This window comes from Streptomyces sp. NPDC001848, from assembly GCF_042891915.1.
Taxonomy (GTDB): Bacteria; Actinomycetota; Actinomycetes; order Streptomycetales; family Streptomycetaceae; genus Streptomyces.
Genome location: NZ_JBIATP010000002.1, coordinates 328,078 through 344,932, shown reverse-complemented (window position 1 = coordinate 344,932; position 16,855 = coordinate 328,078). Strand labels below are relative to the sequence as shown.

The 16,855-nt window shown below is 70.7% G+C and carries 13 protein-coding genes; 6 read left to right on the top strand and 7 right to left on the bottom strand.

Going from position 1 to position 16,855, the window contains the following annotated elements; translation table 11 throughout:
* Positions 1–163 precede the first annotated feature (163 nt).
* The 4 genes from ACFYZJ_RS04630 (at position 164) to ACFYZJ_RS04615 (ending at position 4,974) form a co-directional block, all read left to right on the top strand.
* A complete protein-coding gene (locus ACFYZJ_RS04630) occupies positions 164–1,489 on the top strand; it encodes a DUF2252 domain-containing protein (protein ID WP_388562797.1) in 1,326 nt (441 codons plus the stop codon).
* Positions 1,490–1,593: 104 nt separating this feature from the next.
* Entirely contained in the window at positions 1,594–2,280 is a 687-nt protein-coding gene (locus ACFYZJ_RS04625; RefSeq protein WP_388562795.1) for a hypothetical protein, read from the top strand.
* 116 nt (positions 2,281–2,396) lie between these two features.
* Entirely contained in the window at positions 2,397–3,209 is an 813-nt protein-coding gene (locus ACFYZJ_RS04620; RefSeq protein WP_388562793.1) for a DsbA family protein, read from the top strand.
* A 103-nt stretch (positions 3,210–3,312) separates the two neighbouring features.
* Positions 3,313–4,974, top strand: a complete 1,662-nt coding sequence (locus ACFYZJ_RS04615) for an alkaline phosphatase D family protein (protein WP_388562791.1) — start codon at positions 3,313–3,315, stop codon at positions 4,972–4,974.
* A 12-nt stretch (positions 4,975–4,986) separates the two neighbouring features.
* Here the strand turns inward: ACFYZJ_RS04615 and ACFYZJ_RS04610 are convergent, their stop codons facing one another.
* A complete protein-coding gene (locus ACFYZJ_RS04610; protein ID WP_388562789.1) occupies positions 4,987–5,568 on the bottom strand; it encodes a dienelactone hydrolase family protein in 582 nt (193 codons plus the stop codon).
* 102 nt (positions 5,569–5,670) lie between these two features.
* Here ACFYZJ_RS04610 and ACFYZJ_RS04605 point away from each other — a divergent pair, with 102 nt between their 5' ends.
* Positions 5,671–6,780, top strand: a complete 1,110-nt coding sequence (locus ACFYZJ_RS04605; RefSeq protein WP_388562787.1) for a mechanosensitive ion channel family protein — start codon at positions 5,671–5,673, stop codon at positions 6,778–6,780.
* A 12-nt stretch (positions 6,781–6,792) separates the two neighbouring features.
* Here the strand turns inward: ACFYZJ_RS04605 and ACFYZJ_RS04600 are convergent, their stop codons facing one another.
* The 6 genes from ACFYZJ_RS04600 to ACFYZJ_RS04575 all read right to left on the bottom strand — a co-directional run bounded on the left by ACFYZJ_RS04600 (position 6,793) and on the right by ACFYZJ_RS04575 (position 13,048).
* Positions 6,793–7,533, bottom strand: a complete 741-nt coding sequence (locus ACFYZJ_RS04600) for an SDR family NAD(P)-dependent oxidoreductase (protein ID WP_388562785.1) — start codon at positions 7,531–7,533, stop codon at positions 6,793–6,795.
* Positions 7,534–7,607: 74 nt separating this feature from the next.
* On the bottom strand, positions 7,608–9,194 hold the full coding sequence (locus ACFYZJ_RS04595; protein ID WP_388563372.1) for a Na+/H+ antiporter: 1,587 nt from the start codon (positions 9,192–9,194) through the stop codon (positions 7,608–7,610).
* A gap of 83 nt (positions 9,195–9,277) precedes the next feature.
* Positions 9,278–9,754 carry a GNAT family N-acetyltransferase gene (locus ACFYZJ_RS04590; RefSeq protein WP_388562783.1) on the bottom strand — a complete coding sequence of 159 codons (477 nt, stop codon included), beginning with the start codon at positions 9,752–9,754 and terminating at the stop codon, positions 9,278–9,280.
* Entirely contained in the window at positions 9,751–10,695 is a 945-nt protein-coding gene (locus ACFYZJ_RS04585) for an RluA family pseudouridine synthase (protein WP_388562781.1), read from the bottom strand. The genes ACFYZJ_RS04590 and ACFYZJ_RS04585 overlap by 4 nt, the downstream gene beginning before the upstream one ends.
* A gap of 86 nt (positions 10,696–10,781) precedes the next feature.
* Positions 10,782–11,402: a signal peptidase II gene (gene lspA, locus ACFYZJ_RS04580; RefSeq protein ID WP_388562779.1), complete on the bottom strand. Its 621-nt coding sequence runs from the start codon at positions 11,400–11,402 to the stop codon at positions 10,782–10,784.
* Positions 11,403–11,479: 77 nt separating this feature from the next.
* A complete protein-coding gene (locus ACFYZJ_RS04575; protein ID WP_388562777.1) occupies positions 11,480–13,048 on the bottom strand; it encodes a TraR/DksA family transcriptional regulator in 1,569 nt (522 codons plus the stop codon).
* A 611-nt stretch (positions 13,049–13,659) separates the two neighbouring features.
* On the opposite strand from ACFYZJ_RS04575, the gene ileS reads away from it, so the two are divergent.
* Entirely contained in the window at positions 13,660–16,797 is a 3,138-nt protein-coding gene (ileS, locus tag ACFYZJ_RS04570) for an isoleucine--tRNA ligase (RefSeq protein WP_388562775.1), read from the top strand.
* The last annotated feature ends 58 nt before the right edge of the window (positions 16,798–16,855 follow it).

Genomic DNA, 16,855 nt, shown 5'->3' with positions numbered 1-16,855 from the left:
GGGGACAGCGTCGAAGTCTATGCCTCGGCACTGACACTCCGCGGGCTGCGGCGCGTACCTTCATGCGGAGAAAACGTGGGCACTCCCCCACACCGCCGGACGTTGGTGTGAGAGAAGATCATCCCAAACGTCACGCACCACCTGTCTCAGGAGGCACCCAGCGATGTCGGTTCCGCAGCTCAGCGCCGAGCAACGCGGTGAGGAGATCCTCGCCGTCTTCGACACCGCCTTCGGCGAGCTGCTCGCCGCCGACCCGGCCGCGTTCCGCGTGAAGTTCCGCAAGATGGCGGCCTCCGCGTTCGCGTTCTACCGGGGCACGGCGTGCCTCTTCTACCACGACCTGGACGCGGACAAGCGCGGCGGCCCGTACCTGGACGACCGCACCTCGCGGGTGTGGATCCACGGCGACCTGCACGCCGAGAACTTCGGCACCTACATGGACGCCACCGGCCGCCTGATCTTCAACGTGAACGACTTCGACGAGGCGTACGTCGGCCCCTTCACCTGGGACCTGAAGCGCTTCGCCGCCTCCATGGCGCTGATCGGGTACGCGAAGGCGCTCAGCGACGACCAGATCACCGAGCTGGTGCGCATCTACACCGCCGCCTACCGCGAGCGCATCCACGCCCTGGCCACCGGCGCCAAGAGCGACGAGGTGCCGCCCTTCACCCTGGACACCGCCCAGGGCCCGCTGCTGGACGCACTGCGCGACGCCCGCTCGCTCACCCGTTTCGGGCTGCTGGACTCGATGACCGAGATCCGTGACTTCGAGCGCCGTTTCGCGCCGGGCGGCGGCTCCATCGAGCTGGACGCGGCCACCCGCTACAAGGTGCTCGCGGCCTTCGACGGCTACCTGGAGACGCTTCCGGAGACGTCCCTGGCCCGCCCGGACTCCTACCGCGTGAAGGACGTCGTCGGCCGCCGCGGCATCGGTATCGGCTCCGCCGGCCTGCCGTCGTACAACATCCTCCTCGAGGGCCACAGCGACGCCCTGGAGAACGACGTCGTGATCTACATCAAGCAGGCCCAGACCCCGGCCGTCTCCCGGCACATCACGGACCCCGTGATCCGCGAGTACTTCCAGCACGAGGGCCACCGCACGGTGATCTCCCAGCGCGCCCTGCAGGCGCACGCCGACCCGTGGCTGGGCTGGACCGAGCTGGACGGCGCGGGCCAGCTGGTCGCCGAGGTGTCGCCGTACGCGGTGGACCTGGACTGGGGCGACATCGACGACCCGGAGGAGATCGCCTCGGTCGTCGCCGACCTGGGCCGCGCCACGGCCGCCATGCACGCGGCGGCGGACGACACCTCCGGCGAGTCCCTGGTGCCGTTCTCCACGGAGCGGGCGATCGACGCGGCGATCGCCGCCGACGAGGACGGCTTCGGGGACCTGCTGGTGGATTTCGCGCACACCTACGGGGCACGCGCGCGTACCGACCACCAGATCTTCGTGGACCTCTTCCGCAACGGCCGCATTCCGGGTCTGTGACGGAACGGGGCCGGCACAGCAGTCCGTCCGGCACGGCAACCACGACCGGCACAGCAATCCTTTAGTGGTCTCTTACGGGACCCCGTGACACACTCTCCTCTGCTATGGACATATCCGGGACCCAGCTCAGAGCCGTGCGCGCGGCGCTGTTCACGACACTGGTCGTGACCCTCAGCACCGCGTCGCACGTGCTGCTGTCCGAGGTCCCCCTGCCGATGGGGACGGTGGCCGCCATAGCCGCCGCCGTCTTCGTCGTCGCGTACGCGCTGGCGGGCCGTGAGCGCGGCTTCGGGAAGATCGCCGCCCTGCTGATCCCGCTGGAGCTGACCGCGGACACGGTGTTCACCACGGGCCAGCACGCCTGCTACGGCAGGGCGGGCGGCCCGGTCACCGGCCCGCTGCGCTCGGTGGGGCTGGACGTGTTGTGCAGCGGCGGCAACGTGGGCACCCCGCTCAGCCGGGTCACCGGCACCGGCGGCGACCGGGTCGCCGCGCTGCTGGCGCACGCCGACCCGGCGACCGCATGGCTGCTGCTCGCCGCCCATGTGAGCGTGGGACTGCTGGCCGCCGCCTGGCTGCGCCGCGGCGAGCGGGCGCTGGCCCAGCTGCTCGGCGCGGTGGCCGCGACCACGTTCCGGCCGCTGCTGCTCGCGGTCGCCGCGGTGACCGTACGGCTCGCGCCGGTCGGCCGGGTGCCGCGCCCGGCGCCCCGGATCACCGCCCTGCGCACCCGCCTCTTCGTGCACTCCCTGGGACGGCGTGGACCGCCGTGCTCTCTCGCCCTCATCTGAGCGAACCGCCCTGGATCTGAGCGACTCGCCCTGATCCGGGCGACGCCCCCGAGCACGACCAGTCCCCACTTTCGAGTTCCGCGCAATGACGATGCGCGTCCTTCAGGAGATCACCCATGAGCAAGCGGAACAGCCAGTCGGCGAAGACGGCGGCCCGTGAGCGGCTGCGCATCGAGCGCGAGCGGCAGGCCAAGCGCGACAAGGTCAAGCGGCAGCTGATCGTCGCCGGGTCGGTCGTCGCCGTACTCGCCGTCGCCGGCGGCGTCGGCTACGCCGTCGTACAGAACAACAAGCCCAGCCACTGGGAGGCCGCGAAGAGCGACCAGCTCGTCGCGCCGGCCCACACCTCCGGTCCGAACGGCACCACCGTCGTCATCGGCAACAGCAGCGCCAAGAAGACCCTGGTCATGTACGAGGACCCGCGCTGCCCGATCTGCGCCCAGTTCGAGCAGACGGTCGGCTCGACCGTCAAGAAGGACCTCGACGAGGGCAAGTTCAAGATCCAGTACGTCGGTGCCACGTTCATCGACACCAACACCCAGGGCGAGGGCTCCAAGAACGCCCTGAGCGCCATGGGTGCCGCGCTGAACGTCAGCCCCGAGGCGTTCCTCGAGTACAAGACCGCGCTGTACTCGGCGAAGTGGCACCCGGAGGAGACCCAGGACAAGTTCAAGGACGACAGCTACCTGATCAAGGTCGCGAACACCGTCCCCGCCCTGAAGGACAACGCGGCGTTCCAGAAGGCGGTGAAGGACGGCACCTACGACAAGTGGGCGCTGGACATGTCCGACGTCTTCAACAAGAGCGGGGTACAGGGCACGCCCACCCTGAAGATGGACGGCAAGAAGCTGACCGGCCCGGACGGGCAGAACGCGCCGATGACCGTGGCCGATTTCAACACGGCGATCGACAACGCGCTGAAGTCCTGACCGGCTCATTCGGGCGGGCCTGAGCGATCAGGCGGACAACGTGCGGGCGAACTTTCCGTGTTCGCCCGCACTTTGTGCGTACCGGTCAGTAGTCTGCTCGCCCGTGACCAGTCGACACAGATCATCCCAGAGCGTCAACTCCGTGTCCCCGCGCCGCCGTACGGTCGTCAAGGCCGCGGCGGCGACGGCCGTCCTGGGCGCCCCGCTCGCCGCCGCCCTTCCCGCCCGTGCCGCCACCGACACCCCCGCCTTCCTGCACGGCGTGGCCTCCGGTGACCCGCTGCCCGACGGCATCCTGCTGTGGACCCGGGTGACACCCACCGCCGAGGCGACTCCCGGCTCCGGGCTCGGTCCCGACACCGAGGTGAACTGGGTGCTCGCCAGGGACAAGACGTTCACGACCGTCGTCGCCAAGGGGTCCGTCACCGCGACCGCCGCCTCGGACCACACCGTGAAGGCCGACGTCCGCGGGCTCGAACCGGCCACGGACTACTGGTTCCGCTTCTCCGCGGGCGGCACCGACTCCCCCGTCGCCCGTACCCGCACCGCGCCGGCCGCCGACGCCGCCGTGTCCGGGCTGCGTTTCGGCGTGGTCTCCTGCGCCAACTGGGAGGCCGGCTACTTCGCGGCGTACCGGCACCTCGCCGCCCGCAGCGACCTGGACGCGTGGCTCCACCTCGGCGACTACATCTACGAGTACAAGAGCGGCGAGTACGCGGCCCGTGGCTCGGTGGTGCGTCCGCACGCCCCGGCGAACGAGACCATCACGCTCGCCGACTACCGGATCCGGCACGCGAAGTACAAGACCGACCCCGACCTGCAGGCCCTGCACGCCAAGGCACCGGTCGTCGCCATCTGGGACGACCACGAGTTCGCCGACAACGCCTGGTCGGGCGGCGCGGTCAACCACACCGAGGGCGCCGAGGGCACCTGGACCGCTCGCAAGGCGGCGGCGAAGCAGGCCTACTTCGAGTGGATGCCGGTCCGCCCGGCGATCGAGGGCACCACCTACCGCCGACTGCGCTTCGGCAGGCTCGCCGACCTCACCCTCCTCGACCTGCGCTCCTTCCGCTCGCAGCAGGCGTCCACGGGCAGCGGTTCCGTCGACGACCCGGACCGCACGATCACCGGGCGCGCCCAACTCGACTGGCTCAAGGCGGGGTTGACGGCTTCCGACACCACCTGGCGGCTGGTCGGCAACTCCGTGATGATCGCGCCGTTCGTCATCGGCTCGCTCTCCGCCGACCTGCTGAAGCCGCTGGCCAAGCTGCTGGGGCTGCCGCAGGAGGGCATCGCCGTCAACACCGACCAGTGGGACGGCTACACCGACGACCGTCGTGAACTGCTCGCCCATCTGCGGAGCAACGCGATCAGGAACACCGTGTTCCTGACCGGCGACATCCACATGGCTTGGGCCAACGACGTCCCCGTCGACGCCGGCACCTACCCGCTCTCCCCGTCCGCCGCCACCGAGTTCGTGGTCACCTCGGTCACCTCCGACAACCTCGACGACATCGTCAAGGTCCCCGAGGGCACCGTCTCGGCGGTGGCCGCGCCGCTCATCCGGGCGGCCAACCGGCACGTCCACTGGGTGGACACCGACCGCCACGGATACGGCGTGCTGGACATCACCGCCGAGCGCGCGCAGATGGACTACTACGTCCTGTCCGACCGTACGAGCGCGAGCGCCGGCTCGTCCTGGGTGCGGTCCTACCGCACGCTCAGCGGCACGCAGCAGGTGGAGCGGACGTACGACCCGGTGTAACGCCTTAACGTCTTACGGGGCCGTCTCCACGCTGTCGAGGAAGCCGAGCGCCACCCGCCAGGTGGCCTCGGCCGCCTCCTCGTCGTAGTCCGGCAGTTCCGGGTCGGTGTACAGGTGGCCCGCGCCGGCGTAGCGGTAGATCTCCACGTCCGCGCCCGCTCTGCCCATCTGCAGATACCAGGCGCTGAGCCAGTCGTCCGTCTCGAACGGGTCCGGCTCGGCGACGTGCAGCTGGACCGGCAGGTCGTCCACCGAGGCGTTCGGCGCGATGTCCGAGGTGCCGTGCAGCAGCAGGAGCCCGCGCGCCTTGTGGTCACCGAGCGCCAGAGTCTGCGCGGTGGCCGCGCCGAGCGAGAACCCGGCGTACACCAGCCCTCGCTCCGAGTAGGACGCGGCGGCCAGGACGGCCCGCTTGAGCAGCTCTTCCTTGCCGATCTCGTCCTTGAAGGCCATGCCCTCCTCGACGGTCCCGAAGGTCCGGCCGTCGAACAGGTCGGGTGTCCACACCTCGTGCCCCGCGGCGCGGAGCCGGTCGGCGGCGGCCCGGACGGCCGGCCGCAGTCCGTACGTCGAGTGGAAGAGCATGATGTTCATGAGCCCATCGTGCCAGCCGTGACGGACAACGCCGTACGCTGCGCGTTCCCGGGTGTTCTTGGCCACAGGTTCACGGCGCGCCCCACTGGTTACGTTCCAGGGATGGAGAACGTACTGCGCCCAGTGATCGTCCTCGGTGGCACGGTCGGACTCACCCTGCTCATCGGGTGGGGCACGGACGTCCTGCTGCGCAAGGCGAACGCCCGACACCCCGAGACACCCCTGTGGGGTCTGCTGCGCCGCGGCCGCATCCCCTACCAGCTGGTGCTCGGCACGGCCCTGCTGAGGGGCTCCTACGACCAGGCGAAGGTGCTCCAGGCCCAGCAGGTCGGCATCGGCCGGACGCTCACCCTGGTACTGATCGGTTCCGCGGCCTGGCTGGTGATCCGCATCGCGGGGGCCGTGGTCGAGACGACGTACAGCCGCTACGCCCGCGCCCACCACGACCCGGCCCGGGTCCGGCGCGTGCGCACCCAGGTCACGCTGATCATGCGGGTGGTGTACGCGATCGTCGGGGTGGTGGCGGCCAGTGCGATGTTGCTGACGTTCCCCGCGATGCGGACGGCCGGCGCCTCACTGCTGGCCTCGGCCGGCGTCCTCGGCATCGTCGCCGGTGTCGCCGCGCAGTCCACGCTGTCCAACCTCTTCGCCGGGCTGCAGATCGCGTTCGGCGACATGGTGCGGCTCGGCGACACGGTGGTCGTGGACGGGGAGTGGGGCACGGTCGAGGAGATCACCCTGACGTTCCTGACCGTGCGCACCTGGGACGAGCGGCGGATCACCATGCCGGTGTCGTACTTCACCTCCAAGCCCTTCGAGAACTGGTCGCGCGGCAGCGCCCAGATGACCGGCATCGTCTACTTCCACGTCGACCACACCGCGCCCGTGGAGGCGATGCGCGACAAACTCCGTGACATCCTGCGCCACTGCCCGGCGTGGGACGGCCGCGCCTACGGCCTCCAGGTCACCGACTCGACGCCCAACACCATGCAGGTGCGCGCGCTGGTCACCGCGAAGGACGCGGACGACATCTGGACGGTCCGGGTCACGGTGCGTGAGGAGCTCATCCGCTGGCTGGCCGAGGAGCATCCCTACGCATTGCCACGGGTCAACACTGCGGGCGCCATACCTCCGCCCGGCTGGAACGGTGAATCCATGCGCGACGGACAGTTCCACAAGGCGTACGAGCGGCAGCGGGCGGGCCGGGGCTGACCCCCGCCCGCGTCAGCGTCCGCGTTCCGCACCGCCGTTGACCTGGATGACCTGCGCGGTGATGTGGCGGGCGCCGGGGGAGGCCAGCCAGTGCAGGGTCGCGGCGACGTCGCCGGGCGTGGCGGCACGGCCGATGGACGTCTCCGCGATGAGCCGCTCCCGCCGCGCCGGGTCCATCGCTTCGCCGAAGAACTCGGTGTCCTCGACATAGCCGGGCGCGACCACGTTCACCGTGATGCCCCGCGGCCCCAGCTCCCGGGCCAGATCGAACGCATAGGGGTGCAGGGCGGCCTTGGAGGCGGCGTACGCGCCGCTGCCGGAACCCCGGTAGGCGGCGATGGAGCTGAGGAACAGCACGCGGCCTCCGGGGGAGGCGAGCCGATCCCGCAGGGCCTCGGTGAGCAGGGCCGCCGTCAGCACGTTCAGCCGGAAGTTGACGGTCCAGGTGTGCGCCACGGCTTCGAGCGGGTCCTCCGCGTCGGCCTTCGGCTCCAGGAGTCCGCTGCCGCCCGCGCTGTTCACGAGGACGTCCACGGTGCCCAGCTCGTCGGCCACGAACCGGGCCGCCCCGCGCACGGCGTGCGGATCGCTCAGGTCGGCCGCGTAGGTGAGCGCCCCGGGCACGTCGGCCTTCTCGAGCACCTCGGCCCGGCGTCCGAGCAGCAGCACCCGGTCCCCGTCCGCCGCGAAGGCCCGCGCCGCCGCGAGCCCGATTCCCGTGCCACCGCCACTGATCACCACGTTGCGCGTCATGATCCGATCGTACAAAAGCCGCTTGCGATGGGGCGGTTGGTCTGCCGGGCGGGTCGCGGCCCCGGAGGCCGGTGTCAGCGCAGGCTGCGGACGTCCAGGTGGCGCAGCACCCGGTCGACGATCTCCGGGTCCGCACCCGGTTCGCTGCGTGCCGCGAGCACCTCGTGGCGTGCCGCGCTCAGCATCTCCCCGTGGATCCTGCGCAGCCGCTTGATGCGGCGGGCCCGCTGCTCGTACGCCTCGCGCCGCTCCTCGTCCCCGAGGTCGGGGCTGATGCGGGCACCGATGTCGAAGGCGCGCCGCAGCAACTGCTCGGACAGCTCGTCCGGCAGTTCCTCGACCTGCTCGATCTCCTTCAGCCTGCGCTTGGCCGCCTTGGCCGCGCGGACCGCCAGCGCATGCTCGAACTCCTTTTCGCTCTCCGTGTCGGACCGCACGTTCAGCCTCCGCACCAGCCAGGGCAGTGTGAGCCCCTGGAGCACGAGCGTGGCGATGATCACCCCGAAGGCGATGAAGACGATCTCGTTCCGGCCGGGGAAGGGCGATCCGTCGCCCATGGTCAGCGGAACGGCCAGGGCCAGCGCCACCGACGCCACGCCCCGCATCCCCGACCACCACATGACGACGGTCTCCCGCCAGGACACCGGGATCTCCTCGTCGTAGTCCCGTTTGGCGTGCAGCCGCTTGGTGAGCCAGGTCGCGGGCAGCAGCCACGCGAGGCGGACGAACACCACGACGGCCACGATCGCGGCCGCCCAGCCGAGCATCTCGCCCCACCGCCCGGACGCGGTCCGGATCGCGTGGTGCAGTTCGAGCCCGATCAGCCCGAACGCGATCCCGGTGACCAGGGTGTCCACCACGTCCCAGAACGTGTGCCCGGCGAGCCGCATCATCACGTCGTCCGGATCGGTGGCGTACTCCGCCAGGAACAGTGCGGTGATCAGCACGGACAGCACACCGGAGCCGTGCAGCTCCTCGGCGAGGACGTAGGAGGCATAGGGCACGAGGAGCGTCAGCCCGATCTGCAGGGTGGCGTCGCCGAGCAGGTCGAGCAGCTTGTTGGCGGCCCAGCCGAGGGTGAGCCCGACGGCGAGGGCGACGACGGCGGAGAGCGCCAGTTCGAGCAGGGCGTGCGGCAGCGAGAACGTGCCGCTGACGGCGGCGGCGATCGCGACGTGGTAGAGCACGATCGCCGTGACGTCGTTGAACAGGCCCTCGCCCTCCAGGATCGACACCAGACGGCGGGGCAGCCCGAGCTGTCCCGCGACGGCGGTCGCCGCGACCGGGTCCGGCGGGGCGACCAGGGCACCGAGGGCCACGGCCGCGGCTACCGGCAGCCCGGGCACGACCTCGTGGGCGACGGCGGCCACGCACACGGTGGTGACGAACACCAGCGCGACGGCCAGCAGGAAGATGGGCCGCTTGTTGGCCGCGAACTGCCGCCACGAGGTGCGGCGCACGGCCGCGTACAGCAGCGGCGGCAGCAGCGCTGGCAGGATCAGCCCGGGCGGGATGTTGACGTTGGGCACGAAGTCGAGCAGGGCGAGCACGATCCCGAGCAGGGTCATCAGCACCGGCGCCGGCAGCCGGAGCCGGTCCCCGACCGGGACGCTCACCACGGCCCCGAGCAACAGCAGCAGGAACAGGGCCAGTTGGTCCACGGTGAGCGCTCCGGGAGGTTCGACGTTCACACAGCAGGTCTCAAGCCTGCCACGCCACCCTTCTCACCCGTTTTCCCGCTTCACTACAGAGAGCGCCGCATCGATCGGTGCGGTATCCCCGCGTCGGGGAACTCCGGCCCGTACGCCACGTAGCCCAGCCGCTCGTAGAAGCCCAGCGCCTGGGTCTGCGCGTGCAGGTCCACCGCCGTCAGACCACGGGCGCGTGCCGCGTCCTCGATGGCCCGCACCAGAGCCGCGCCGACCCCCAGCCCGCGCGCCTCCCGCGTCACCGCGAGCCGCCCGAGCGAGCCCACGGACGCGTCGCCGCCGTTCTTGGCGGCTGCCGCCTCCCCGTACAGCAGCCGGCCCGTACCGAGCGGGACACCGTCCTCCCGCACGGCAAGGACGTGCACGGCACCGGCGTCGTAGGTGTCGTACTCGATGTCCTCGGGCACGCCCTGCTCGCGGACGAAGACCTCCTTGCGGACCGCGAGGCAGGCCTCGCGGTCGGCGGGTTCCTCGGCGATCCGCACGGCGTACCCGGCGTTCCCGGCGCTCATGCCCAGCTCTCCTCACGCACCTTGTCCAGCGCCTTCTGCAGGTCGGCGGGGTAGGCGCTCTCGAACTCGACCCACCGCCCGTCCCCCGGGTGCTCGAAGCCGAGCCGTACGGCGTGCAGCCACTGGCGGGTCAGGCCGAGCCGCTTGGCGAGCGTCGGGTCCGCCCCGTACGTCAGGTCGCCGACGCACGGGTGCCGGTGGGCGGCCATGTGGACGCGGATCTGGTGGGTGCGCCCCGTCTCCAGCTTGACGTCGAGCAGGGAGGCCGAGCGGAAGGCCTCCAGCAGGTCGTAGTGCGTGACGGAGGGCTTGCCCTCGGCCGTGACCGCCCACTTGTAGTCGTGAGTGGGGTGGCGGCCGATGGGGGCGTCGATGGTGCCGCTGGTCGGGTCGGGGTGGCCCTGGACGAGCGTGTGGTAGCGCTTGTCGACCGTGCGCTCCTTGAACTGGCGCTTGAGCGATGTGTACGCGTACTCCGACTTGGCCACCACCATCAGGCCGGACGTGCCGACGTCGAGGCGGTGGACGATGCCCTGGCGCTCGGCGGCGCCGGAGGTGGAGATCCGGTAGCCGGCCGCCGCCAGGCCGCCGATCACGGTCGGGCCGGTCCAGCCGGGGCTCGGGTGCGCGGCGACGCCGATCGGCTTGACGATCACGACCACGTCCTCGTCGTCGTGCACGATCTCCATGCCCTCGACCGGCTCGGCGACCACCTGCACCGGAGCGGGCGCCTGCGGCATCTCGACCTCGAGCCAGGCACCGCCACGCACCCGCTCCGACTTGCCGACCACCGCACCGTCGACCTGCACCTTGCCCGCCGCGGCCAGCTCCGCGGCTTTGGTGCGGGAGAAGCCGAACATGCGGGAGATGGCGGCGTCGACGCGCTCGCCCTCCAGGCCGTCGGGCACGGGCAGGGTACGGATCTCGGGAAGCGTGCTCACCCGTCGAGTATGCCGGACGGGTCCCCGCACCCTGCTACGAGCCTGTGGACAACCCCCGGCGACCTCAGTTCTGGGGGACGGTGATGTCAGTCCTTGTGGACGGTGCCGTCCGGGTCGAGACCGCGGAAGGACAGCAGCACGATCAGGATGCCGCCGCAGACGATCGCCGAGTCGGCCAGGTTGAAGACGGCGAAGTGCTTGGGCGCGATGAAGTCGACCACCGCGCCCTCGAACAGCCCCGGCGAGCGGAAGATCCGGTCGGTGAGGTTGCCGAGCGCACCACCGAGGAGCAGGCCGAGGGCGATCGCCCAGGGCAGGCTGTAGAGCTTGCGGGCGAGCCGGGCGATCACCACGATCACCGCGGCCGCGATCACCGTGAAGATGACGGTGAAGGCCTCACCGAAGCCGAAGGCCGCACCCGGGTTGCGGATCGCCTCGAACTTCAGCCAGTCCCCGATGATCTCGATCGGCTCGTGGTGTTCCAGCTTGGCGACCACGATCAGCTTGCTGACCAGGTCGAGGGCGTACGCGAAGGCGGCCACCGCGAACAGGACGGCGATCCGGCGCCTGCCCCTCGGGCGCTCGGCGGCGCCGGAACCCGGCCCCTGGGCTCCGGCGCCCTCGACGGGGGCCCGCCCGTCGGACCGCTCCGGGCCGGCCGCGTCTGGGATGTCCGGCGTACCGATGATGCGCTCCGCCTCTGCCACGTGAATCCCTCAACCTAGGTGCCCTGACTGGACGAGACTACGACACCACCGCGCCGGATCACGCGTTCAGGCGGGACTCATGGGCGGCGTTCCCGCTTCTGCTTGCACTCCACGCACAGGGTGGCGCGTGGAAAGGCCTGCATACGGGCCTTGCCGATGGGGTTGCCGCAGCTCTCGCACAGGCCGTAGGTGCCGGCGTCGAGACGTTCCAGGGCGTGTTCGGTCTGTTCGAGCATCTCGCGGGCGTTGTGGGCGAGCGCCATCTCATGCTCACGGGTGATGTTCTTGGTGCCGGTGTCCGCCTGGTCGTCGCCGGCACCGTCCCCGGAGTCGCGCATCAGGCCGACCAGCGCCTGTTCGGAGGCGTCGATCTCGCCGCGCAGCCTCAGGGCTTCGGACTCCAGCTCGGCGCGCGCCTCGGCCACCTCCTGCGGGGTCCACGGGTCCTCTCCGGGGCGCACCGCCAGTTCGCCGGGCTCGGCCGCGGCGATCCTCGCCTTGGGGACCGCGGTGGGGCCCGTGTCCGCCGTGGCCGTCCCAGGGGTCTTCTTCGCAACCACCGTCGTGGCTCCCGTCTGCTTCGCGGCCTCGACCTCGCTCGCCTTCTTGGCCGTGCTCTTCTTGGCCGCACTCTTCGTGGGGGTGCTTTTCGTGGTGCCGCCCTTCGCGGCGCTCTTGTCGGCAGCGGCCTTGGAAGGGGCCGCCTTTTCCCCAGCGGCCTTCTTGGCCGCCGTCTTGGGGGTGACGGCCTTCTTGGCCGCCGTCTTCTCGGCAGCGGCCTTCTTGGCTGCCGTCTTCTCGGCAGCGGCCTTCTTCGCTGCCGCCTTCTTCGCGACGGTGCTGGTCACCGCAGCCTCCTTGCCGGGCGCCGCCTTCTTCGCCGCCGCCTTGTCGGGAACAGTGCCGGGCGCTGCCGCCTTCCTGGCAGCGACACCCTTGGTTGCCGCCTTCTTGGTGACGGACTTCTTGGCTGCCGCCTGCTTCGGGACGGCTTTCCCGGCCGCCGCCTCCTTGGTGACCGCCGCCTTCTTCGTGCCCGCCGCCTTCTTGGCGACGGTCTTCCTGGCCGGTGCCTTCTGGGCGGTGGTCTTCTTCGCCGCCGTCTTCTTCGCGGTGGCGCTCTTCTTCGCCGCCGTCTTCTTCGCGGTGGCGCTCTTCTTCGCCGCCGTCTTCTTCGCGGTGGCGCTCTTCTTCGCGGCCATCTTCTTCACCGCTGTCTTCTTCGCGGCCGCGCCGGGGCTCCCTGCCTCCTCCTCGGCGCCGGTGCCGGTCACCGCGGCCTTCTTCGGGACGGACTTCTTCGCCGCCGGTCGCTCGGGGTCGCCTTCCTTCCTCGCCGCCCTCTTCGAGGGTGCCGCCTTCGACGCCGTCTGCCGGGCGCCGACCTGCTCGGCGGTCGCCCTGCGGGAGGCCGCCCTGCCTCCGGTCCGTCCGCCCGTCCCGGCAGGCGTCGCCCGCATCGCACCCGGTCCCTCCGAGGCGCCCGCGAGGCCCAGCCGCCCGGCCCTCCCGACCGTGCGCCTCGCCCCCGCCGCACGGGTGGTCCTCCTGCCGTCCACGCCCTTGGCCGCCACACCACCGGAGGCAGCCGCATCCGTGGTTCTGCCGGACGCCGACTGCTGTACGGCGGTCTTCTTCGCCACCATGGCCGCGGCCCCTTCACATATTGTGATCTTGCGCGCGAAATCGTGACTGGGACGATAAATCGACTTCTTGCCCGCGGCAACGGGGCACGTCTGCGAATCGCCCGCCACGCGCGTGCCCCGCGGCGAGCCTGCATCCGTTGTGCCCAGCTCTCCGCCCGGTAATCCGCCGGACCCCGGCTCCCCGAATCCGCAGGTCGACGTCTCGCCGTTCGGGTCACCCGAGGGTCCGCCGCGCCCACGGCCGCCGGAGCGGGAAATCCGGTCGGCCGCTGTCCGTGCGGCGCCGTACACTGGGCGGAGCGAAAAGCGTGGATGGGGACGAGTAGCGGCGTAGGCAGCCCAGAGCGACCCGGGGACGGTGTGAGCCCGGGGGCGAGCGCGACGTGAAGATCACCCCGGAGCCGCCGGAAGAACGCCCCAGCGCGAGCCCAGGGGTCAGTAGAACCGGCTTCGCGATCCCAATGAGGGGGCTCGCTGGTGCGTACGGCGCACCGGGGAGCCAAGGAGGGTGGTACCGCGGGAGCGCGCCGCACACGGCGTACGGAGGATTCTCGGAATTCCCGGCTCTCGTCCCTCCGACGGAAGGCAGCACGTCCGCCGGAGGAAGATCGATGACGCAGTACCGCCAGGTGCCCGCCCAGGTCGACCTGCCCGCGCTCGAGCACGCGGTGCTCGACTTCTGGCGCGAGCAGAAGATCTTTGCCAAGAGCCTGGAGCAGTCCGCGGGCCGCCCCGAATGGGTGTTCTACGAGGGCCCCCCCACGGCCAACGGCATGCCGGGCGCCCACCACATCGAGGCCCGCGTCTTCAAGGACGTCTTCCCGCGCTTCCGCACCATGCGCGGCTACCACGTGGCCCGCAAGGCCGGCTGGGACTGCCACGGCCTCCCGGTGGAGCTGGAGGTCGAGAAGGAACTCGGCTTCAGCGGCAAGAAGGACATCGAGGCGTACGGCATCGCCGAGTTCAACGCCAAGTGCCGCGAATCCGTGACCCGCCACACCGACGCCTTCGCCGAGCTGACGACCCGCATGGGTTACTGGACGGACCTCGACGGTGCCTACCGCACGATGGACCCGACCTACATCGAATCCGTCTGGTGGTCGCTCAAGCAGATCTTCGACAAGGGGCTCCTGGTCCAGGACCACCGCGTCGCCCCCTGGTGCCCCCGCTGCGGCACGGGCCTGTCGGACCACGAGCTGGCGCAGGGCTACGAGACGGTCGTGGACCCGTCGGTCTATGTCCGTTTCCCGCTCACCTCCGGTCCGCTGGCCGGCGAGGCCGCTCTCCTGGTGTGGACGACGACCCCCTGGACGCTGGTCTCCAACACCGCGGTCGCCGCCCACCCCGAGGTCACCTACGTCGTCGCGACGAACGGCGCGGAGAAGCTCGTCGTCGCCGAGCCGCTCGTCGGCAAGGCTCTCGGCGAGGGCTGGGAGACAACGGGCCGGACCTTCACCGGCGCCGAGATGGAGCGCTGGACGTATCAACGTCCCTTCGAGCTGGTGGAGTTCCCCGCCCCGGCCCATTACGTGGTGAACGCCGAGTACGTCACGACGGAGGACGGTACGGGTCTGGTCCACCAGTCCCCCGCCTTCGGTGAGGACGACCTCAAGGTGTGCCGCGCGTACGGCCTGCCCGTGGTCAACCCGGTGCGCCCCGACGGCACCTTCGAGGAGGACGTCCCGCTGGTCGGCGGTGTCTTCTTCAAGAAGGCGGACGAACGGCTCACCGAGGACCTGCAGCAGCGCGGCCTCCTCTTCAAGCACATCCCGTACGAGCACAGCTACCCGCACTGCTGGCGCTGCCACACCGCGCTCCTCTACTACGCGCAGCCGTCCTGGTACATCCGCACCACGGCGATCAAGGACCGGCTCCTGGAGGAGAACGAGAAGACCAACTGGTTCCCGGAGACCGTCAAGAACGGCCGGTACGGCGACTGGCTGAACAACAACATCGACTGGGCACTGTCCCGCAACCGCTACTGGGGCACCCCGCTGCCGATCTGGCGCTGCGAGGACGGTCACCTCACCTGCGTCGGCTCCCGCGCGGAGCTGACCGGGCTGACGGGAACCGACCAGTCGGAGCTGGACCCGCACCGCCCGTTCATCGACGAGGTCACCTTCGCCTGTCCGCAGGACGGCTGCGGGAAGACGGCCACGCGCGTGCCCGAGGTCATCGACGCCTGGTACGACTCGGGCTCGATGCCGTTCGCGCAGTGGGGCTACCCGTACCAGAACAAGGAGCTGTTCGAGTCCCGCTACCCGGCGCAGTTCATCTCCGAGGCCATCGACCAGACCCGCGGCTGGTTCTACACGCTGATGGCGGTCGGCACCCTGGTATTCGACAAGTCGTCGTACGAGAACGTCGTCTGCTTGGGCCACATCCTCGCGGAGGACGGCCGCAAGATGTCCAAGCACCTGGGCAACACCCTGCAGCCCATCCCGCTCATGGACCAGCACGGCGCGGACGCGGTGCGCTGGTTCATGGCGGCCGGCGGCTCCCCGTGGGCGGCGCGCCGCGTGGGCCACGGCACGATCCAGGAGGTCGTCCGCAAGACGCTCCTCACCTACTGGAACACGGTCGCCTTCCAGGCCCTGTACGCCCGCACCTCCAACTGGGCGCCGAGCGAGGCGGACCCGGCCCCGGCCGACCGCCCGGTCCTGGACCGCTGGCTGCTGTCGGAGCTGCACGCGCTCACCGACCAGGTGACGCAGGCGCTGGAGGCGTACGACACCCAGCGCGCCGGCAAGCTGCTGTCCGCGTTCGTCGACGACCTCTCCAACTGGTACGTCCGCCGCTCGCGCCGCCGCTTCTGGCAGGGTGACAAGGCCGCGCTGCGCACGCTGCACGAGGTCCTGGAGACGGTCACCAAGCTGATGGCGCCGATCACCCCGTTCATCACCGAGCGGGTGTGGCAGGACCTGGTCGTGCCGGTGACCCCGGGCGCCCCGGAGTCGGTGCACCTGGCCACCTGGCCGGAGGCCGACCTGTCGGCGATCGACCCGGAGCTGTCGCAGCAGATGGTGCTGGTGCGCCGGCTCGTGGAGCTGGGCCGTGCCACGCGCGCGGAGTCGGGCGTCAAGACCCGCCAGCCGCTGTCGCGCGCGCTGGTCGCGGCGGCCGGCTTCGAATCCCTGCACAAGGAACTGCACACGCAGATCACGGAGGAGCTGAACGTCTCGTCCCTGGCGTCCCTCTCCGAGGTCGGCGGTTCCCTGGTCGACACCACGGCGAAGGCGAACTTCCGGGCGCTGGGCAAGCGGTTCGGCAAGCGCGTCCAGGACGTGGCCAAGGCCATCGCGAACGCCGACGCGGCGGCGCTGTCCCTGGCGCTGCGCGAGGGCACGGCGTCGGTGGAGGTCGACGGCGAGACCGTCACCCTCGCCCCCGACGAGGTGATCATCACGGAGACCCCGCGCGAGGGCTGGTCGGTGGCGTCCGACTCGGGTGCCACGGTCGCCCTCGACCTGGAGATCACCGAGGAGCTGCGGCAGGCGGGCCTCGCCCGTGACGCGATCCGGCTGATCCAGGAGGCCCGCAAGAACAGCGGCCTGGACGTCGCCGACCGCATCGCGCTGCGCTGGACCGCGACGGACCCGGCCGTCATCGCGGCCCTGACCGAGCACTCCGGTCTGATCGCCGAGGAGGTCCTCGCCACGGACTTCGCCCAGGGCGAGGCGGACGAGACCTACGGTGAGCCGTTCACCGACGAGGGCCTGTCCCTGACCTTCCGCCTGCGCAAGGCGTAAGGCACACCCCAAGGCCCGGGCCCGCCAAGAATCTTGGTGGGCCCGGGCCTTCGGCGTT